The sequence below is a fragment of the Candidatus Hinthialibacter antarcticus genome (genome assembly GCA_030765645.1).
Taxonomy (GTDB): domain Bacteria; phylum Hinthialibacterota; class Hinthialibacteria; order Hinthialibacterales; family Hinthialibacteraceae; genus Hinthialibacter; species Hinthialibacter antarcticus.
Map to the genome: position 1 here is coordinate 13,190 of JAVCCE010000023.1, position 19,320 is coordinate 32,509.

18 protein-coding genes and 1 tRNA gene are annotated in these 19,320 nt (G+C 54.0%); 15 read left to right on the forward strand and 4 right to left on the reverse strand.

Translation table 11 applies throughout. The annotated features are described in order from the left end of the window. The first annotated feature begins 104 nt into the window (after positions 1-104). From tsf to P9L94_06755, 10 genes are all read left to right on the forward strand, one after another. On the forward strand, positions 105-704 hold the full coding sequence (gene tsf, locus P9L94_06710; GenBank protein ID MDP8243754.1) for a translation elongation factor Ts: 600 nt from the start codon (positions 105-107) through the stop codon (positions 702-704). A 12-nt stretch (positions 705-716) separates the two neighbouring features. Continuing rightward, complete coding sequence (gene pyrH, locus P9L94_06715) at positions 717-1,484, forward strand: UMP kinase (protein MDP8243755.1); 768 nt, start codon at positions 717-719, stop codon at positions 1,482-1,484. A gap of 18 nt (positions 1,485-1,502) precedes the next feature. After that, positions 1,503-2,060: a ribosome recycling factor gene (gene frr / locus P9L94_06720; protein MDP8243756.1), complete on the forward strand. Its 558-nt coding sequence runs from the start codon at positions 1,503-1,505 to the stop codon at positions 2,058-2,060. 423 nt (positions 2,061-2,483) lie between these two features. Beyond that, positions 2,484-2,990: a hypothetical protein gene (locus P9L94_06725; protein ID MDP8243757.1), complete on the forward strand. Its 507-nt coding sequence runs from the start codon at positions 2,484-2,486 to the stop codon at positions 2,988-2,990. Between the two features lie 19 nt (positions 2,991-3,009). After that, complete coding sequence (locus P9L94_06730) at positions 3,010-3,480, forward strand: hypothetical protein (protein MDP8243758.1); 471 nt, start codon at positions 3,010-3,012, stop codon at positions 3,478-3,480. A 115-nt stretch (positions 3,481-3,595) separates the two neighbouring features. Continuing rightward, the gene (locus P9L94_06735) at positions 3,596-4,423 is read left to right on the forward strand and encodes a sugar phosphate isomerase/epimerase family protein (GenBank protein MDP8243759.1); all 828 of its coding nucleotides are present in this window, start codon (positions 3,596-3,598) and stop codon (positions 4,421-4,423) included. A 15-nt stretch (positions 4,424-4,438) separates the two neighbouring features. Continuing rightward, positions 4,439-5,656, forward strand: coding sequence for a PmoA family protein (locus tag P9L94_06740; protein ID MDP8243760.1), 1,218 nt, complete (start codon positions 4,439-4,441; stop codon positions 5,654-5,656). Positions 5,657-5,999: 343 nt separating this feature from the next. Next, positions 6,000-6,911, forward strand: coding sequence for a glycosyltransferase family 2 protein (locus P9L94_06745; protein ID MDP8243761.1), 912 nt, complete (start codon positions 6,000-6,002; stop codon positions 6,909-6,911). 13 nt (positions 6,912-6,924) lie between these two features. Beyond that, entirely contained in the window at positions 6,925-8,055 is a 1,131-nt protein-coding gene (locus P9L94_06750; GenBank protein ID MDP8243762.1) for a glycosyltransferase, read from the forward strand. 83 nt (positions 8,056-8,138) lie between these two features. Then, a tRNA-His gene (locus P9L94_06755) sits at positions 8,139-8,213 on the forward strand. Between the two features lie 385 nt (positions 8,214-8,598). Here the strand turns inward: P9L94_06755 and P9L94_06760 are convergent. Both P9L94_06760 and P9L94_06765 read right to left on the reverse strand, forming a co-directional pair. Then, the gene (locus P9L94_06760; GenBank protein MDP8243763.1) at positions 8,599-10,344 is read right to left on the reverse strand and encodes a sugar phosphorylase; all 1,746 of its coding nucleotides are present in this window, start codon (positions 10,342-10,344) and stop codon (positions 8,599-8,601) included. 2 nt (positions 10,345-10,346) lie between these two features. Then, on the reverse strand, positions 10,347-11,609 hold the full coding sequence (locus tag P9L94_06765; GenBank protein MDP8243764.1) for a glycosyltransferase family 4 protein: 1,263 nt from the start codon (positions 11,607-11,609) through the stop codon (positions 10,347-10,349). Positions 11,610-11,759: 150 nt separating this feature from the next. On the opposite strand from P9L94_06765, the gene P9L94_06770 reads away from it, so the two are divergent. From P9L94_06770 to P9L94_06790, 5 genes are all read left to right on the forward strand, one after another. Next, positions 11,760-12,947 (forward strand): M20/M25/M40 family metallo-hydrolase, encoded by a 1,188-nt coding sequence (locus P9L94_06770; GenBank protein MDP8243765.1) that lies wholly within the window; start codon positions 11,760-11,762, stop codon positions 12,945-12,947. Next, positions 12,934-13,914: a glucosyl-3-phosphoglycerate synthase gene (locus P9L94_06775; protein MDP8243766.1), complete on the forward strand. Its 981-nt coding sequence runs from the start codon at positions 12,934-12,936 to the stop codon at positions 13,912-13,914. The genes P9L94_06770 and P9L94_06775 overlap by 14 nt, the downstream gene beginning before the upstream one ends. Continuing rightward, complete coding sequence (locus P9L94_06780; protein MDP8243767.1) at positions 13,907-15,376, forward strand: glycosyltransferase family 4 protein; 1,470 nt, start codon at positions 13,907-13,909, stop codon at positions 15,374-15,376. Before P9L94_06775 ends, P9L94_06780 begins: the two co-directional genes overlap by 8 nt. After that, on the forward strand, positions 15,376-16,269 hold the full coding sequence (locus tag P9L94_06785) for an HAD family hydrolase (protein MDP8243768.1): 894 nt from the start codon (positions 15,376-15,378) through the stop codon (positions 16,267-16,269). Before P9L94_06780 ends, P9L94_06785 begins: the two co-directional genes overlap by 1 nt. A 204-nt stretch (positions 16,270-16,473) precedes the next feature. Continuing rightward, positions 16,474-17,328, forward strand: a complete 855-nt coding sequence (locus P9L94_06790) for a DUF4097 family beta strand repeat-containing protein (GenBank protein MDP8243769.1) — start codon at positions 16,474-16,476, stop codon at positions 17,326-17,328. Here the strand turns inward: P9L94_06790 and P9L94_06795 are convergent, their stop codons facing one another. Continuing rightward, positions 17,329-18,039: a glycosyltransferase gene (locus P9L94_06795; GenBank protein MDP8243770.1), complete on the reverse strand. Its 711-nt coding sequence runs from the start codon at positions 18,037-18,039 to the stop codon at positions 17,329-17,331. A 435-nt stretch (positions 18,040-18,474) separates the two neighbouring features. Next, positions 18,475-19,290 carry a DUF1223 domain-containing protein gene (locus tag P9L94_06800; GenBank protein MDP8243771.1) on the reverse strand — a complete coding sequence of 272 codons (816 nt, stop codon included), beginning with the start codon at positions 19,288-19,290 and terminating at the stop codon, positions 18,475-18,477. Positions 19,291-19,320: the final 30 nt, after the last annotated feature.

The following is a 19,320-nucleotide window of genomic DNA, read 5'->3' on the forward strand; positions in this document are numbered from 1 at the left end:
TCCAGTCGCCGCCGCGCCCGTACAAGAAAGCGCACCCGTTGAAGCCGCTCCGGCGGTACAAACTGAACCCGGAAAAACTGAATAATCATAAGGATATAAGTACGATGGCTGAGATTAAAGCAACTTTAGTGAAGGACCTTCGTGAGAAAACCGGCGCTGGCATGATGGATTGCAAGAAAGCGCTGATAGAATGTGACGGCGATTTTGAAAAAGCAGAAAAATATCTGCGCGAAAAAGGCATCGCCGCCGCCTCGAAACGCAGCGGACGCCAAACCAAAGAAGGCGTCGTTTATTCGTACATTCACCCCGGCAACCGCATCGGCGTGTTGGTCGAAGTGAATTGCGAAACCGACTTCGTAGCGCGGACTGACGATTTCCAGACGTTCGCCAAAGACATCGCCATGCACATCGCCGCCTCCAGCCCTGCTTATTTGCAGCGCGATGAGGTTGCAGCCGACGAACTTGAGGCCGAGCGCGACCTCTTCCGCACCCAGGCCAAAGAAGCCGGTAAGCCCGACAACGTCATTGAAAAAATGATCGAAGGGCGCATCAACAAGTTCTATTCGCAAATCTGCCTTATGGAACAACCCTTCATCAAAGACATGAATGTTTCGATTGAAGATTTTCTAAAAGAAACCATGTCGAAAGTCGGCGAAAACATTCAAATCCGCCGTTTTGTTCGGTTCCAACTCGGCGAAGAGTAATCTTCATCGTGAATGACGACGCGGGGCGCGCCGTTCGGCGTCCCGCCAGAGCGAGACGCCATGGCAAAGCCACGCAGAGTACTCCTCAAGATTAGCGGAGAAGCCCTAGCCGGCGAAAAAGGCTACGGCGTCAATTTCCCCACTTTACAAACTGTTTCTCAAGAGATCGCCGCCGCCCATCAAGGCGGCGGTCTTGAGTTGACCCTGGTGGTCGGCGGCGGCAATATCTGGCGCGGCGCAGACGCAGGCGTCGCCTATATTGAAGAATCCTCCGCCCACTACATGGGCATGCTCGCCACTGTCATCAACGCGCTCGCGTTTCAAGCCAGCCTCGAACACGAAGGCGTATTTACCCGCGTTCAATCGGCGTTCCGCATGGAAGAACTCTGCGAACCCTATATCCGGCGTCGCGCCATTCGCCATATCGAAAAAGGCCGCGTCGTTATTTTTGCGGGCGGAACCGGCAATCCCTATTTCACCACAGACACCGCCGCCGCGTTGCGCGCCATTGAAATCGGCGCTGATATCGTTTATAAAGCGACCAAAGTCGACGGCGTCTATTCGTCTGACCCTCTGAAGAATCCAGACGCAAAGCGCTATGATGAACTGACTTACAAAGAGGTCTTAGCGAAAGGCCTGCGCGTGATGGACTCGACCGCCATCTCGTTATGTATGGAAAACAATCTGCCCATCGCCATTTTCAACATGAACAAACCTGGCGAAATTACCCGGGCGTTGCGCGGGGAACCCGTCGGCACGGTGGTGAAGGCTGAAGACTAACACGTTGGATGGATAGCAATGGATAACGAATTTTTAGAAGAATGCCAACTCGAATTTGAAGACGCCGTCGATTGGACGCGCCGCGAACTCTCTCACTTACGCACCGGACGCGCCACCCCGGCGCTGCTCGACAGCGTGATGGTTGAAGCCTATGGCACCAAGACGCCGCTCAAGCAAATGGCCAATATCAGCGTCCCCGAAGCGCGCATGTTGGTGGTCCAGCCTTGGGACAAAAGCCAGATCGGCGAAATTGAAAAGGCCATCCTGCAAGCCGACGTCGGCATTACCCCCAACAATGACGGCAAGATCATCCGCCTGCCGATTCCGGCTCTGACCGAAGAACGTCGGCGGGATTTAGTCAAAGTCTCAAAAAAATTCGGCGAAGAAGGCAAAATTCGCATCCGCCACAAACGCCGTGAGAGCGTCGAGTCGTTAAAGAAATCGCAAAAAGACGGCCTCATCCCTGAAGACGACGCCAAAAAGATGGAAGACGACGTTCAAAAACTCACCGAGCAATACACCAAAAAAGTCGACGACGTGCTCGACGCCAAAGAAAAAGAAATCATGGAATTTTAGGCGGCCTCGCCGCCTTTCGTGTTGTATTTATTCATCTGTACTTTTCGAAATGCTTTCTATATTTATCGCTTGGCTACGCTACGCTGACGCTCAGTGATACACTCCGGCCTAATTCACGATTCAATAAACATAAAATCTATCCCCTCTCCCCCTGGGAGAGGGCTAGGGTGAGGGCTTCGCCTTACTGATTGGCGCTGACGAATTAAGTTTTACTGCTCCCTCATCCTCACTTTCTCCCAAAGGGAGAAGGAACAAGCGGCGGCGTTTTCAAAACCGCGTCTCATCAATTGAATGGATACATAATTATCAACATTCTGTCCCCTCTCCCCCCTGGGAAAGCCTGCCTGCCGCAGGCTGTTTGCTTCACGAGACCAGAGTCCCGCCCTTAAAATAACATGCTTCGATTGGAAGGAACGTAACGTGATGAAAAATCGGATTCGCTTAATACTGTTGCTGCTATGTTTGTCGATGATCTGGGCGCCGTTTCTGTTATTCACGAATTCCTATCGTTTTTTTCAGTTTGAATTTTTTTTGAGCTACATTGATATCCCTTCGATGTTTTGCGTCTTTTTTCCGTCAATGATTCATCTATTGTTGTTGCACCATCCAAGGCAGATCATCCGCGCCGTCAAGAATTTGATCAATAACGATGAGAGTGATGTTGAGTCGTTAGAACTTTCAATGAGCATTTGGAGACACTGGGGATTATTGTTCGTTTCTTGGGGCGTGGTTATGACTTGTTGGAATGTATGGCAAATGATGCAATATTTTAGTGATTCCAACAGTATTTTTTCATGGTTGCAGCCAGCGTTCCTTTCAATGCAGTATGGTTCTTTACTTGCCATCGTCTTTGCCTTCCCCGCCTATTTAATCATCGAAAAGCGCCTGATCGCTGCGAGGATATCGTCAAATGGCTTGAAAGAGATATAATAAAAACAGGGGAGACATTATGAGCAAAAACCTGTTTTTGTTATACCTCAAAGCCTTGATCTGGTCGGTGTTTGTTTCGTATAGCCAATCGACCTTAAACGCCATCGTGCATTGCCTGCGCGAAGGGCGTATTCTCGACGATTACCCCGAATTCAACGATAGCCATCTGGGCGAATGCCTGCGCTATATCCTCAATGAAATGCCCGACGCTGAATGCCGCGAGGCGCTGGCTGAGGCGCTGCTGAAAGTCAAAGACGGCGCCGCGTCGACCATCTATCAAAATATGGTGATCGAAGTTGGCCATTACGTCACCGCCGGGGATTGCCTCACCGACCTGCCCGCCGGATGCCACGGCGTGGTCTCCCGCATCGAAGGCCAAATGATCGACGTGCTGTTTCGTCTGCCCGAAAAGCGTCTGACGGCAAAACGCGTCCATTCGTTTGAGGTGATGCCGGTTTATACCTTGACCGTTTCCGACGACAACGCCTAACATTTTTGAGCAATCAGCCCCTATTCAAATGCAGCGGAGAATGCGAACCTATGCGAAAGCGGCGTGCGCTGAAAAGAGACGACGCCGTGTTTGCGTGCTCAAGGGAGATAACTGAATGAAATTTGCGATCTGCAACGAGACGTTTCAAAACGCCGACTTTCAAACCGTGTGTGAATGCGCGTCAAAAGTCGGCTATGACGGCGTCGAAATCGCCCCGTTCACCTTCGGAAAACTGGCGACCGAACTTTCGCCCGGCGAGAAAAAAACCATCAAACAAATCGCCGATGACAACGGCCTCGACATCATCGGCTTGCACTGGCTGTTGGTGTTGCCGAAAGGCGTCGAAAATAGAATGCACATCAATTGCCCTGACGCGTCCGTGCGGAAAGAAACGCAGGACTACTACAGAGAGCTCATTCGCCTGTGCGCCGAATGGGGCGGCAAGGTGATGGTGCACGGCTCGCCCGGCGCCCGCAATTGGAGCGAAGGCGATAAGTATTACGACGTGTTCCAACGCGCGGTCGATTTCTTCGGCGGCTGTATGGACCTCGCGGCGGAAAGTGGCGTGACGATTTGTTTCGAGCCCCTGACTCATGCGGAAACCAATTTTATCAACCGCGCCCAGGACGGCCTCGATCTCATCAACGCCGTCAATCATAAAAATTTTCAATTGCATCTCGATATTAAAGCGATGTGCGGCGGCGAATACGCCTCGCCGGCTGATACGCTCAAACAATTTAAAGACGTCACCCGCCACATTCACGCCAACGACCCCAACAAGCGCGGCCCCGGCATGGGCGACGTGAAATATGAACCCATCGTCGCGGCGCTGAACGAAACCGGCTACGACGGCTACGTTTCTGTCGAAGTGTTCGATTACACGCCCGACGGCGAGACCATCGCCCGCGAAAGCATTGATTTTCTAAAATCAGTATTTAACTAATTGGGGAGAACTGCCATGAAACAATTTGTACAAGGTCTCTATGTCTTCATTGCGTTGTCTATCGTTGCGCCCGTTCATTCATTTGAAATCGAAGTTTTCGCCGGATCCAACGCCCGCGATTTGTGTCCGGTCGTCGCCGAAGCGCCAGCGATGGACGCAGGGCTGATCTGGCTTCAAGCCGAGGGGTCAGACGAAGCGGTTGCCTGTCAGGTTGTGCAACAAGCGGGCAAGTCGCTGCTTCATTTTATTGTGAATGATTTAAAGCCGTTTGAAAAACGCGTCTATCACAAAGCCGATGGCAAAGGCAAAACGGCTGACGCGGTTTCGATAGAAGAAAACGGCGCGACCCTTAAAATCAACATTGACGGTAAGCCGTTTACGGAATACCGGACTGAGACCTCAAAGAAACAACCGCTGCAAATTTTTTATCCGTTGTTCGGGCCGCAAGGCGTCCGTATGACCCGCGGCTTTCCGATGGAGAAATTTGACGGCGAATCGGAAGACCACCCTCATCATCAATCGTTATGGGTATCTCACGGCGACGTGAACGGCGTCAATTTCTGGCATCTCGGCGATAACCAGGGCTACCAGCGCCATCAAAAATTCGCGTCCGTTGCCGACGGCCCCGTTTGTGGACGCATCGAACAGGCGATCACTTGGGAAAATGAGGACGGCAAGAAATTATTAAATGAAACGCGCACCATCACCATTTGGGGAACCGGTGACGACGCCCGCATGATGGACTTCGATATTGTGTTGACTCCAGCCGACGGCGACGTGACCTTTGGCGACACCAAAGAGGGCGGGCTGCTTTCGCTGCGCACCGCCTATACCATGCGCGAAGTCTTGCCTGACAAGAAAAAAGGGACGGGCCTCATCACCAACGCGGAAGATGCGACGACCGCCAAAAATACTTGGGGCAAACCTTCACCCTGGTGCGACTATAGCGGCCCGGTGGGCGGAACCACCGCAGGATTGACCATTATGGATAATCCCGAAAACGTGTTTTACCCGACCCGCTACCACGTGCGCGACTATGGTTTGTTTACTGCAAACCCGTTTGGCCTGTCGCACTTTATCGGCAAAGACCATGACGGGACGCGCGTGTTAAAGTCAGGCGAGACCTGGCGTCAGCAATATCGCCTATACATTCACGCGGGCGACGTCAATCAATCGAACGTCAAAGCGATGTATGTGAATTACGCCGACGGCCCGAGGGTTGTTGTGAAATAGGAAGAAACGCAATTGGTTCATTTTGTAGGGGCACAGCGCGTCACGGCGAATGTGCCCCTACTTGTGTTAAGCGCCCGGCTTTGTTGTTACGATGGGTTAAGAACTCGCCGTACGATTTGTTAATCCTCAACATCACAACGCCTATCTTATTTTTTTCGCTGGAGAGATACACTGAGAGGTTGTCTCCTGCGTTATTATTTGTGTGGAGAAATTTTTGTAGTGGTAGCCAGAATTCTGTGCGGATTGAGTTTTCATCGCTGTATCTATCGCTGAGCCCTACGGGCGCGCTTTTCGTTCATACTTTTGACAAACGCTCTAGAACAGATTTGAAATTGGTGAGAATGTGATTGACGTAATCATTGTGAACTATAACGCATCGTCGTATCTGCAATCACTTCTCGATGCGCTGCTCAGCAAAGACGCGCTGGTCAAAAGCCGCCGCTTGCAGATCAGCGTCACGGTGGTCGATAACGCCTCCAGCGACGGCTCCGCCTCGATGGTGGAGACGCGTTTTCCGCAGGCGAAATTGATTCAACGCGAGGCGAACGACGGCTACGCTGCTGCGGTCAATGAAGGCGTCGCGGCGACCGACAACCGTGTCATCTTGTTGTTGAACAGCGACGTGTTTGTCACCATCGACCAGGTCGCCGCCTTGCAGCGTATCTGGGAACGGCTCGATTTTCCCGGCGTGCTGGCGCCGCTTCATCTCGAAGAAGACGACTTCCCTCAACAGACCTGGGGCGGTTTTCCAACACCGCAAGCGGAACTTAAACGCAAACGCCTCGAACAAGGCCTCAATCAGCGCGAACCCTGGGCGCGGCGCGAGGCGATGAACGAGGCCTCCCGCACACGCGAGGTCGATTGGGTTTCTGGCTCGTGCATGTTGTTTCCCCGCCTGACGCTGGAAGAAGCCGGGCCGTGGGACCAGAACTTTTTTCTCTATTTTGAAGACATCGACTGGTGTTTGCGCGTGAAAGAAAAAGGGCTTTCGGTTTTCCATACGCCCGAAGTGAGGGTTGTGCATGCGCACGGCGCCAGTATGGAACAAGACCCGGAATCAAGCGAAATCGAATATCGTCTCAGCCAGTGTTACTTTACGTTGAAACATTTTGGCGGTTGGGCATTATGGAAGTTGCGCTTCTATCTGACCTTGAAACAACTGGGGCGCTTTTTGCTCGGCGGGCGTTCGGGGTTCTCCCGCGGGACGTCGTGGGAAATTCTACGCAACCTCTGGCGAAACCCCATGAACCAATAACGGAGACGGAACCATGGCAGAGCCGCCGCGCGTTTTGCAGGTTGTTGCTTCGTTGCACGGGGGGGCGGCGCGGCATGTGTTGCATCTCTCCAAGGGATTAATCGCAACGGGTTGGAAGGTCACTGTCGCGTCTCCCTGCGATGACAACGCGTTTCTTCAAACACTGACGCAAGCAGGCTGCGAGGTAAACCATTGGGGCGGATTTCAACGTCTGCCGATTGTTGCCTATCAACGTCTACGAAGTTGGCTGCAATCGGGCGAATTTGACCTCGTCCATGTTCACGGCCATCGCGCTGCGATTTTAACGCGCGCGGCGGCGATACGGCTCAAACAGCGCCCGCCGATTGTGTATACCGTCCACGGCTACCACCCGCCCTATTATCCAAAAGCGCGCTCGCGCATCATCGTCAATTCGCTGGAGCGAATGCAGTGCGGTCTCACGGATGAATACATTTGCGTCTCGCCGAGTACGCAAGCCGACCTGGCGCGGGCCGTTCCCAAAGCGGAAGCCAAGTCGCAGGTGATCGCCAATGCGGTTCCCGTCAAAGAGACTCCACTTGCGGTGCGCCGCGAAAACCGCAACCGCATCCGTGAGGCGTTGGGCGTATCGAACGAAGCGTTTGTTTTGGGAACCGTGGCGCGGTTGCAATGGCAGAAGGGCGTTGACCGGCTGCTGCAAGCGTTTCAATGGGCCGGGCGCGAATCTGACGTGTTGCTCATCGTCGGCGACGGGCCTGACCGAAACGCGCTGCAAACCCAGGCGCGCCGGATGGGGTATGGCAAGCGCTGCTTATTTATTGGAGCGCAGAACGACGCAAGGCCCTTGTATCATGCGATGGATTTGTTCGTATTGCCGTCGTTATGGGAAGGCTTACCGTTGACGGTGCTCGAAGCCTGGGCGAATAGCGTTCCAGTGGTTGCGACGGACGTTGCCGGTTCGCGCGACTTGATTATCGACGGGGTGAATGGGCTGCTGGCGCAAAACCACCCCGATGGAATCGCCGCCGCGATCCACCGCTTCCATAAAGACAACACGCTCGACTCGACGCTGATCCGCAACGGCCTCGAAAGCCTCGAACGCGACTATTCGCTGGAAGGAATGATCGAAAAGACGGAAGCCGCGTATCGAGAATGTTTAAAATAATGCTGTTCAGCCCGTCTTGTTGATTTGGGGGATTGAAGTTAGGATACTTATTCGTCACAGCAGCACGAAAAATGAAATTTATGGTGGCTGTAGCTCAGGGGCAGAGCATCGGATTGTGGCTCCGAATGTCGTGGGTTCAAATCCCATCAGCCACCCCATTTTCCCCTACCAATACCTTCTAATTTAGGTTCTTCCGAAAACTGGGTACTTTTTTATAAACTGATTCGCTGCACGCGGCATGGGTACAACTCTGCTCGCTTCAGTGCGGGCTATCAGGCCCGTTTGCACAGGCGCTTCCAGAGTTGCACCCATGCCTCATTTGGTTTGTCCGTTTTTGACAAGCCGGAATACGTTTTCCTAAACAAAATCATTGCATTCATCAATGTAGGTACTCACTTACCGGATGAACCCTAATTTAATTTCTCAAATCAAAATGCTTCGGGGTTAGGTTGCGCTTGTCTCTGTCGCGGCTTATTGCCGCTGGCTCCGAAAGCCGCTCCACCCAATCCCCTGCGACATTTCTTATCTGCATTGGTGAAACGATTACGTCCGCATTGATTCCGCGATCAGCCAGACGCACTGATAGGGTTGCAGCGTGATTTCGTTGGTTTGCATGGATTGCCCGCTGATGAGGTCGAACGCCTCTTTGCGGCTGTGCAGCGTCGGCAGTTTGTATTGCGCATCTAGCGTGACGGTTTTGTTGGTCACGTTATGCAGCGCCGCGACCGCGCTGGCTTCACTGGCGGAGACGCGCTCCAAGATAAACACGTCATCGCTGAGCGAGTGGACGGTCTGATCGCTGTCGGGGTGAAATGCGCAATGCTGTTTGCGAATATTGAGACGGCGGATGTATTCGTCAAACACCTGCGCCGTCGGGGTTTCTTTGTCGCGCAGCAGGGTCTCGAGTTCGTCTTCTTTCCATTTGCGGCGGTTGATGGTGCGGGCGCGGCAGGTCTCAGCGACGCCGTCCTGCCAGTTGGGCGTCGCGGTCAGGCTATGGAAATAAATCGCCGGAACGCCCTTGAAACTCAGCGGGATGGTCTGCGAACACAAAAAGCGCTGAATGTGTTCTGCGCCGGGCGCTTTCATCGGCTCCGACAACGCATCGAAGTAGGTGATGTTGAGTTCGTACGGGCTCATGGAGCCGTCTGGATTGCTCTTGCTTGACACGCGTCCGCCGCGCGCTTTGACGGCTTCGACCAGCGCGTGGACTTCTTCGTCAGGAACCAGGCCTTCCAACGGACGTACGCCGACGCCGTCATGCGAGGCGGTGAAATTGAGAAACGTACAGCCGATGGGCGGCGCCTCGAGTTGCATGGCCCATTGGGTTAAATAGCACGCATTGCCGTTCAGCAGGGCGTGTAAAACCAGCGGCGGCATACTGAATTGATAGACAATATGGGCTTCGTCGCCGTCGCCGAAATAACTGACGTTTTCCTTATGCGGCACGTTGGTTTCGGTCAGCAACACCACCTCAGGCGCAACCAGGTCCAACACATCGCGGATAATCTTGACCACTTCATGAGTTTCACGCAGGTGGATGCACGGCCCGCCCAGTTTCTTCCATAAAAAAGCAATCGCATCCAGCCGGATGATTTTTGCGCCCATCGAAATGTAGTAAAACAAAATGTCGAGATATTCAAACAACACGTCAGGGTTTTCAAAGTTGACGTCAATCTGATCGTCGCTGAAGGTGGTCCATACATAGCGCTCGCCAGAACGGGTATGAACAGGCGTGAGCAATGGGCTGGTGCGCGGCCTGACCACGGTGCGTACGTCGGTGTCCGGCGGCAGTTCGATGAAGTAGTTGCAGGCGGGCGCGACGTTGATGGTGAAATCTTTGAACCATGAGCTCTGGCGCGAGACGTGATTGATGACCAGGTCCGCCATAAAGCGGTAGTCGGTGCTGAGTCCGCGAATGTCAGTCCAGGTTCCCAATTCAGGATCAACCGTACGATAGTCGATGACTGAGAAACCGTCGTCAGACGAATAGGGCGTGAAAGGCAAGACATGCACCGACTGAATGGCGTCGCGCACATGGCGTAGCAGAAAATGCCGCAAGGTGTAGAGCGGCGTGTCGTGCTTGGAGCGCACCATGTCGCCGTAGGTAATCAGTAGGCTGGAAGTTTCATCCCAAAGAGATTGTGAACGATTTGGATTCAAGCCGACGCCGTAGCGCCCGACCATCATATTCAACCGGGCGAGGCAGCGCGCCGACAGGTCGCCGTAGAGACTTTCAAAGCGTTGTTCGAGTTCGCTGAGCCGGTCGCGTGCGATGCTTTTAAGCATGATTAGACTCCCCGCAGGTTGGCGACGAGCGAGTTGAGTTTTCGCTGCAAGACTTCGTAACTGTAAAAACGCCGCGCGAGTTTGTAATTATGGTTAATGACGTGGTTGCGGTGGTTTTCGTCTTCAATCAACCGCCGCACTTCATCGACGAAGCGCCGGGTGATGTAGCCGTCGATGGCGGGAACCAAAAAGCCTTTCGGTTCGATGTCGCGCGCGTAGATCGAATAACGGTTGACGATGATGGGCTTCTTGAAATAAAAGCCTTCGAGCAGCGCGTTGCCGAAGCCTTCGTAAAGGCTGAGATAGGTTACGAGGTCGGCGTGGGGGTAGAGGTCCCACAGCGTGTATATTTTTTTGCCCTGGCTATCGAGCTGACGGTATTCGCCGATGCGGGTGGCGATGAAGCGCAGGTCGACGCCTTCTTCAGCGGCGTATTCAGCCAGCATGTTGCGGTATTCAAAGCCTTCGTCGCCCGCCTCGTGTGAAACGACTAATTTATATTTGGGGTCTTCCAACATCGCCACCATGTGGATGGCGTGTTCGATGCCTTTGCGCGGCACGATGCGGGTTGGCTGCAAGATCATTACGTCGTCGGGCGTCAGGCCGATCTCCGCGCGGATGTCAGAGGTGTATTCGTCTGGCAGCATGGGCGGCGGCGAATCGAAATCAAACACATTCGGCACCAACATCGCGGGTACGCCTTTGCGCCACGAGAGTTCTTCCTGGGCGGACTGATTGATAACCACGTGCTGAACGCTATGGCTGCGCGGTGGAAACGCCATGTCGAGATAATCCTGCACCGCGCTGACTAAAAAGCGGCTGCGCTCCCAATAGAAATCATGATGATGCCCAATGGAAGGCATTTGCGTTTCCGACAAAAATTCCGTAACGGCGATGCCCAAGGGGACGTGCATCGGAATGCTGAGCACGTTTTCTAAGACCAGAATGGTGATGTCATACGACCCGACAAATTCGTAGATGGTTTCTTTGAGATAGTCTGCGAGATCGCGAATGCGCTTGGTGATGATGGAGGAGCGGGTGCCGTAGCCCCAGATTTGTTTGTTGATCCATTCATTCTCAGGGAAACCGAAATGCGCTTCGGGGACGCAAAAACTGATCTCCGCCGGCTTGTCGATGCGTCCGGCGTACCAGAAGGTTTTGTGGTTTAGCTTGGCCTCAAACACATGCGACCATTTATTGGTCTCAAGCGAGACGCCGTCAGTACCAGCGAAGCGGGTGGATAAAAATCCGATGCGCTCTTTCATAGGGTGTGTTTGAACTCCCAGACGGCCCAGCCGCTCATAGCGAATTATTTTCGACCAATTGATGAAGAGCGGTGCGCGTATTGCATTGAATGACGTATGAAGCGATTATAAGCATAAAACCACAATTTGGGTGAGATGGAAGCAGAAAAAGTGAAAAAACTATCGAACGGTTTACCGACGATGGAGGAAATTCTCCAACAGTTGCCCGATATGCAAAACGGTCTCGAAGAAATGCGCGAAGTCGTTTTGGCGAACCTGGTCATGCTGGGCGAGATTCCATCGCCGACGTTTCAAGAAGCAGACCGGGTTCAATTTTTGGTAAACCGTTTTAGCGAATGCGGCCTGGCGAGCATCTCCACCGACGAAGCGGGCAACGGTTTGGCGGTCCACCCCGGGACCAAGGGCGACCGGAATATTTTATTGGTCGCGCATACCGACACCGTATTTCCGCGCACGGTCGATCATTCGATGAGCGTCGAAAAAGAATGCGTCACCGGGCCGGGCGTCGCCGACAACAGTTTGGGCGTTGCGGTATTGGCTTCGCTGCCGACGATTTTAGAGCATTTGAATATCAATCTGAGTTCTAACCTGATTTTGATGGGCGCCACCCGCAGCCTGGGGCGCGGCAATTTAAGCGGCCTGCGTTTTTTTCTCAGCAACTCTGAGATGCCGGTGCATTGCGGGGTTTGCGTGGAAGGGATGGAACTGGGGCGGCTGAGCTTTAACTCCATCGGTATGATTCGCGGCGAGATCCAATGTGAAGTGCCCGAAAATTACGACTGGACCGGCATCGCCGCCTCGGGCGCCATTAGCGTCATCAACGAAACCATCAATCAAATCTGCGCGATCCCGCTGCCCAAGAAGCCGTACAGCACCATTATTCTCGGCTCGGTCGAAGGCGGCAATTCATTCAACACCATCGCCACCGAAGCGCGGCTGCGCTTTGAGGCCCGCAGCGACTCGGTCGAAATCGTCGCCCAAATTGATGAACTACTCAACGACATCGTGGCGGAAATGAAATACCGCTCCAAGGCGAAAGTCACGCTGGAGACGCTGGCGCTGCGCCAGCCGGGCGGCATCGGTTTTCGCCACCCGCTGGTGAGGAACGTGCGCAATATCATGCAAGCGCTCGACATTCAGCCGCACGTCTCGCCCAGTCTGTCAGAACTTTCGGCCTTTATCGACCATAAAATTCCCGCCGTGACCATCGGCATTACCCACGGCGAGCGGCACAACCAGGAAGATGAATCCATCCAGATCGAGCCGATCTACAAAGGCCTCGCGCAATTGATCGGGTCGCTGATGGCGATTGACGGAGGGTATTGTGACAAAGATTAATGAATGGCTCGCCAGCAATACCTTTCATCACTCCCAGTATTGGGACCTGCTCAAGTTGGTGGAAGAAAAAGAGAAGCAAAACCTGACTATCTCGCTGTGCATCCCCACGCTGAATGAAGAAACGACCATAGGCAAAGAGGTCATCATCTTTATTTCAGAACTGATGAAGCGCTATCCATTGTTGGATGAGATCGCCGTGATTGATTCGGGTTCGACCGACAAGACGCTCGACGTGGCTTCGACCTTCGGCGCCGACGTTTATCTCTCAGCTGACATCCTGCCTGAATACGGCGAGAAGAAGGGCAAGGGCGAAAACCTGTGGAAAGCGATTTACCAACTCAAAGGCGACATCATTGTCTACGTCGATGCTGATATCAAAAACATTCACCCGCGTTTTGTGTATGGCCTGGTGGCGCCGCTGATCTACCGGCCTGAGATCAAGTACGTCAAAGCGTTTTATGACCGTCCGCTGGCTTTTTCGCAGGGGGTGCGTCCCTCCGGCGGCGGGCGGGTGACGGAAATTTTAACGCGGCCGATGTTCTCGTTGTTTTTCCCTGAACTGACGGCGATCATTCAACCGCTGTCGGGCGAATACGCCGTCCGTCGCGAGGTGTTAGAGCGCATCCCGTTCCCGATTGGCTACGGCGTCGAGACTTCGCACCTGATCGACGTGTATCATCAATGGGGCATGGACGCATTTGGTCAGACCGATCTCGACCAGCGCGTCCACCGCAACCAGGCTACGCGCTCGCTGGGCAAAATGTCGTTCGGTATCATGCAGACGTTTTTAAACCGCTGCGAGTCGCTGGGCGTCATCAACGAGATGCCTGATTTGGGCAAGGTGTTGTATCAGTTCCAGGCGCATGACAAAACCTACGAGCCGATTGAACACGCCATCGTCGAAGAAGAACGGCCTCCCATGATGGAGATCGCCGAGTATCGCGAAAAATTTCATCCCAATGACTGACGAGAGAATGCGGGTTGCGATTGTTCACTACCATCTTCGTCCCGGCGGCGTGACCCGGGTGATTGAGAACGCCGTCGCGTCGCTCAAAGAGCGGGTTGCGGCGGTCGCGATATCCGGCCCCAACGGCCCGACCTTCGAGCGCAAACGCTTTCCATGCCCGATCGTGGAGTTGCCTGCTCTCGCGTACGAAGAGGGAGCGCCCGCTTGTTCGCCGGACGAGCTCGCAATACAACTGCGCGAGGCGGCGACTCATGCGTTGGGCGGCGCGCCCGACGTGTGGCATATTCACAACCATTCACTCGGTAAAAACGCGACCTTGACCGCCGCCGTCCATCGACTGGCGCAACGCGGTGAACGGCTGTTGTTGCAGATTCACGACTTCGCCGAAGACGGGCGTCCGTCGAATTACCGCTTTTTGACAGAGCGGCTATCGCATTCAAACCCGGGCGGATTCTCTGAACAATTGTATCCCGACGCGGCCCATATTCACTACGCCGCATTGAACGCCCGCGACTTGAATATACTCGCAACCGCAGGCGCGCCAACGCAACGCTTGCACGCCCTCGCGAACCCGGTTGCGTTAGATGACAGCGAAGTTGACGTCATTGCCAGCGATCAGCGTTTCTTTTTGTATCCAACCCGCGCCATTCGTCGTAAGAACATCGGCGAGTTGTTGCTGTGGGCGGCTGCATCCAGGCCCGGCGACCGCTTCGGCGTCACGCTTGCACCAAACAACCCGACCGCGAAGCCAATCTATGACCGCTGGGTGCAATTCGCCCAAGAATTGAATCTGCCAGTTGAATTTGAGGTCGGCGCCAAATCGCCGCTGCCGTTTCCCGCGTTGATGCGCAGCGCTCATGCGCTGATGACCACCAGCGTCGCCGAGGGCTTTGGCCTGGCGTTTTTGGAACCCTGGCTGGCGGGACGGCCGTTGCTTGGGCGCAACCTGGCGGACATTACCTCCGACTTTGTTCAAGAAGGCGTCAACCTGAGCGGGATGTACGAACGCGTAGAGGTTCCGCTCGACTGGGTCGGCGAACGCGACTTTCGCCGGACGTTGGACCGGGGCCTCAAAACCGCATGGAGCGATTATGGGCGCGTTCCGGCGCCGGGCGATCAAGAGCAGGCTTTCGCCGCTAGCGTGACAGGCGGGCGGGTTGAATTTGGCCGCTTGCCCGAAGCCATGCAGGAAACGGTGATTGAACGCATTGCGAAATCCCAACAAGCCAAGTCAGAAATCTCGCCCGCATCGCTCGACGCCGCCATCGCCGACGCCCGCGTGGTACAAGACAACCGCCGCCGCATCCAAGACGCCTACAACCTGCGGCAATACGGCGACCGCTTATTCTCCATCTATCATTCCATCGCGCAGAGCGAACCGGCGCCGCTGGCTTCACTCGATGCAGGCGCTTTGTTAAACGCCTTCATGTCGCCGCAACGATTTTGTTTATTGAGGACCTGATGAACAACGCTCTTATTCAACGCATCCGCGCATTAAGCGCTCCGCTCGACCCGTTGCCAACGGGTTTAACGGCAACGGTCGCGCCCATGCCGGGGCTGCGCGCCGCAATTTTTGACGTATACGGGACCCTGATCGTCTCCGGCGTCGGCGACATCAGCCTCAGTCAGGAACACGCCCGCGACGAGGGTATACGCGAGGCGCTGCACGCCTGCGGTTTTACCGTGCGCAACGAATGGGCCGACGCGGCGTTTGGTCGCCAGCTGCTCAACTTGATTCATTCACATCAACAAATACAGCGCGACACAGGAACCGAATTTCCCGAAGTTGATATTCGCGCCGTATGGAAAGATTTGTTAATGGATTGGCGGCGGGCGGAGATCATCGAAGGCGAAGCCGTTGAAGCGGAGATATTAGCCATCGAATATGAAGCCCGCGTGAATCCCGCCTGGCCCATGCCCAGATTAAAAGAAACGCTTGACGAATTGCGCGAGCGCGGCGTGATTTTAGGCATCGTATCCAACGCGCAATTTTTTACTCCACTTTTGTTTGAAGCCTTTTTGGAGCAATCGCTCGACAAATTGGGGTTTGATTTGGATTTGTGTATATGGTCGTATGAGCATCTGCAAGGCAAGCCCTCGACCCAATTGTATGAACTCGCAGCGCAGCGCTTGCATGAAAAATATTCGATCTCGCCGCAACAAGCGGTGTTTGTCGGCAACGACAGGCGCAATGACGTCTGGCCCGCGCAGCAGGTCGGATTTCAGACGGCGTTGTACGCGGGAGACCAGCGTTCGCTGCGCTTACGCGAAGATGATCCCAACTGCTCTCGTGTACAAGCCGATGCGGTGTTGACCTCGGTCGATCAAATTCTCAGCCTGTTTCCCGCCGTCTAATTCGACGAACAGTTCTTTTTTTTGAAAGTTAATCGAGGCGCTTCCGTAGTATAATGAAAGGCGCCTTTTATCGCTGGTACGCCACGGCGGATTCGAGTGCGCTTTCCGCACACGGTTTTGATAAACGCTCCAGCAGGCGCGGGGGCGTCTGCTAGGTCGTATGGTTCTTAAACGATGGTCTATTTTGGCAACACGGAGAACGAAATGAATACGCGATTTAGGACGGCGGGTTTTCACCTGGCCTTGGCTGCATTGGTTTTGTTGAGTATCGCCGGGTGCGGTTTGAATGGAAAATATGAAGAAGAAGTTAGCCTGTCGGTCAACGCCGAAGGCGCCCGGACGATCAAGGTCGATACGGTAAACGGAAAAATCGACCTCAAAGCCGTCGATGGCGATGAAGTCAAAGTCTTCGCGATCAAAACCATCCGTGCTCGCACTGATTCCTCCGCCGAGGCGTTTTCTCAATCGGTTGAGATCAAGGCGGAGGTCGTGGGCGACGAGGTGCGAATTTACGCCAAGCACCCAAGAGCGACGTTCGGCAAATCGGTGTCGGTGTTGCTCGAAGTCGAATGTCCGCCCGATTTGGCGGCGAAGTTGAACACGGTCAACGGACAAGTGAAAGCCAATGGCATGACCAACGGCGTCGAGGCGAGCACCACCAACGGGCGTGTTGACTTGCTGGACGTTTCGGGCGGGGTGGTTGCCAACACAACCAACGGTCGCATTGAAGCGCGGCTTGGCACAATGGAAACGGCGGGCAAATTCAACACCGTTAACGGTTCCGTCGATGTTTCGGTGATGAATTGCCTGGCGGATATTGAGGCTGGTACGGTAAACGGTTCGGTCAAAGTCATGCTCCCGGCACACTTCAACGGATCATTGGATGCGTCGACCGTAAACGGAAGGGCTTCATGCGATTTAGAGATCAATGCCGAAATCAATAAGAAAAAACACGTCAAAGGAACCATCGGCGACGGACAAGGACCGAGCATTCGTCTCAATGCCGTGAACGGCTCCACAAAAGTGGAAGAATTACAGATAGAAGAAGTCCCGGTTTAATTATTGAGAGGACTTGTTGCGGCGTTCGTACCAGACGTGGAGCTTATCGCGGTTTTTTAGCGTACGTCCGGGCGAAAGTGAAATTGCAAATAACATTTTGGCGATTTCCCACCCGCTGAATTCGTGCACTTTTCGCGGCGAAGTTTGAATGGGCGCTTTGACGACAGTCAGGCGCCCAAGCCGTTTTAATTCTTTGCCCAAATGCAACTCTTCGGTAGCGAAATAAGTTTCGTCGAACCCGCCCGCCTGCTCAAAGGCCCGTTTGTGCACGAAAAAAAACGAACCCGCCGGCATGTGAAATAACCGCGAGGCAGTGTTCCAACCGATGAGGCATAGGTTAGCGAAAAACCCGGCGCGGCTGCTCCATTCGATGGTTGCGCCGCCGCCGATGGCGCCCTCTTCTAATGCGCGGCCCATTTGGACTACCGTCTGCGGCGAGATAAAACTGTCAGCGTCTACAAAAATCAGCGTTTCGCCGTTCGCCGCTTTTGCGCCGACGTTGCGAGTCGCGCCGATGTTGCGTTTGCCGGACGCGACCACGCGCGCGCCCAGTCGCTCAGCGATTTTCGCGGTGTCGTCGTCGGATGCGTCATCCGCGACGATGATCTCATATTCACGCGGCAGCGCCTGCATCGACTCTTGAATCGACTCGATGCAACGGGCGACGCGTCGCTCTTCGTTGTATGCGGGGATGACGAATGAATAGTCCATGAAGTATCCTAGAGGGTTTGTCATAAATATGTGCGTAAAGCGCGCCCGCAGCCGACCTAGCCTACGGCTAACAGGCTGCCGCAGGCAGGGGCCCAGCGATAGATACAGTTACGAAAACTTAATCCGCACAGTATTTTGGCAACCACTATTATAAACCTTTTCGCAGAATCAGTTTACTAGAATCTATCTCATATATACATGATCTTTCGCTGCGTGTGGCATGGGTATAACTCTGCTCGCTTCAGTGCAGCTCCGCCCTTTTGCACAGGCGCTCCCAGAGTTGCACCCATGCCTGAATAGAGACTTTACGACTGGAGCCCGGGGAGGGAGAATCCTGCCTGCCGCAGGCACGGCTCCCGACGAGCCGCGTAATATCGAAACGTTTTCAAATTATCACGGCTCCTCGCTATGACACAGATGTTTATGAGATAGGTATTATTCATACAACGGGTTTGAAGCCGCCGTGGTATCGCCTGCCAAGCGCTTTGAGGCGGCGCCGATAATGGCGCCGTTGGTCAGGTTTTGAATAAAGACCACAGCCCTTAAGTTGTTACGCTGCCAGCCGGGTTTGATTGACAATGAAACTTGTTTGGCGACGGGGGCGTTTTGTTTGGTTGAGATTTGGTTTATGCGCTTTATCGTGCGGACGACGGCGTGATGTTTGAGTACGCGGCCTTGGTTTTCGCCTCGCGTAACGTCGCTGGCGAGTTTGTCTTCCGTCGCTGCAACAAACAGCGCCAATTCGCCGGGGCCGAAGGCTTCATGCAGCGTGTATGTAATTTTCAGCGTCAATGTTGGCGAGTGAATTTCGTTGCTGATATTGCTGAACTGAATTTTCGCCGCGTCCGTTTTTTGCCAAGCGTCTTGGATGGTTTGTTTGGCGAGCGTCTGGTTTGATCCAAGAAATTGCTTGGTTCCATTCACAATCATCTGCGGCGTATAGACCTGGCTGGCGCGATAGAGGCGGGCGTAGTTCCACTGCCGCTGCGTACAATATTTATGAGAAAAGGGATCGGTCCAGCCGATGTCGTTCCAATAATCAACATGATAAGACAGAGGAATCACTTGTTCGTCGCTGAATCCCAAGTCCGATAAATGGGCAAGCACCTCGTCAGCGGGCGGGCAACTGGAACAGCCTTCTGAAGTAAAAAGTTCCACAATCACTGGAGCGCGATATCCATCGGGCGCGTCTTGGGCGAGCGCGCCCATGAGGGGAACCAGACAGGCCAGTGTTAATAAGAATCGTTTCATCACAGTCTCCACGTTCACATTCTCGCCGTG

What these genes read in the sequence shown, in the direction of transcription:
- P9L94_06800 (MDP8243771.1), bottom strand. Translation starts at nt 19,290, where the DNA reads ATGAAACGATTCTTATTAACACTGGCCTGTCTGGTTCCCCTCATGGGC.
- P9L94_06735 (MDP8243759.1), top strand. Translation starts at nt 3,596, where the DNA reads ATGAAATTTGCGATCTGCAACGAGACGTTTCAAAACGCCGACTTTCAA.
- P9L94_06740 (MDP8243760.1), top strand. Translation starts at nt 4,439, where the DNA reads ATGAAACAATTTGTACAAGGTCTCTATGTCTTCATTGCGTTGTCTATC.
- P9L94_06760 (MDP8243763.1), bottom strand. Translation starts at nt 10,344, where the DNA reads ATGCTTAAAAGCATCGCACGCGACCGGCTCAGCGAACTCGAACAACGC.
- P9L94_06780 (MDP8243767.1), top strand. Translation starts at nt 13,907, where the DNA reads ATGACTGACGAGAGAATGCGGGTTGCGATTGTTCACTACCATCTTCGT.
- P9L94_06725 (MDP8243757.1), top strand. Translation starts at nt 2,484, where the DNA reads ATGAAAAATCGGATTCGCTTAATACTGTTGCTGCTATGTTTGTCGATG.
- P9L94_06790 (MDP8243769.1), top strand. Translation starts at nt 16,474, where the DNA reads ATGAATACGCGATTTAGGACGGCGGGTTTTCACCTGGCCTTGGCTGCA.
- P9L94_06750 (MDP8243762.1), top strand. Translation starts at nt 6,925, where the DNA reads ATGGCAGAGCCGCCGCGCGTTTTGCAGGTTGTTGCTTCGTTGCACGGG.
- P9L94_06795 (MDP8243770.1), bottom strand. Translation starts at nt 18,039, where the DNA reads ATGGACTATTCATTCGTCATCCCCGCATACAACGAAGAGCGACGCGTC.
- P9L94_06785 (MDP8243768.1), top strand. Translation starts at nt 15,376, where the DNA reads ATGAACAACGCTCTTATTCAACGCATCCGCGCATTAAGCGCTCCGCTC.
- tsf (MDP8243754.1), top strand. Translation starts at nt 105, where the DNA reads ATGGCTGAGATTAAAGCAACTTTAGTGAAGGACCTTCGTGAGAAAACC.
- pyrH (MDP8243755.1), top strand. Translation starts at nt 717, where the DNA reads ATGACGACGCGGGGCGCGCCGTTCGGCGTCCCGCCAGAGCGAGACGCC.
- frr (MDP8243756.1), top strand. Translation starts at nt 1,503, where the DNA reads ATGGATAACGAATTTTTAGAAGAATGCCAACTCGAATTTGAAGACGCC.
- P9L94_06730 (MDP8243758.1), top strand. Translation starts at nt 3,010, where the DNA reads ATGAGCAAAAACCTGTTTTTGTTATACCTCAAAGCCTTGATCTGGTCG.
- P9L94_06765 (MDP8243764.1), bottom strand. Translation starts at nt 11,609, where the DNA reads ATGAAAGAGCGCATCGGATTTTTATCCACCCGCTTCGCTGGTACTGAC.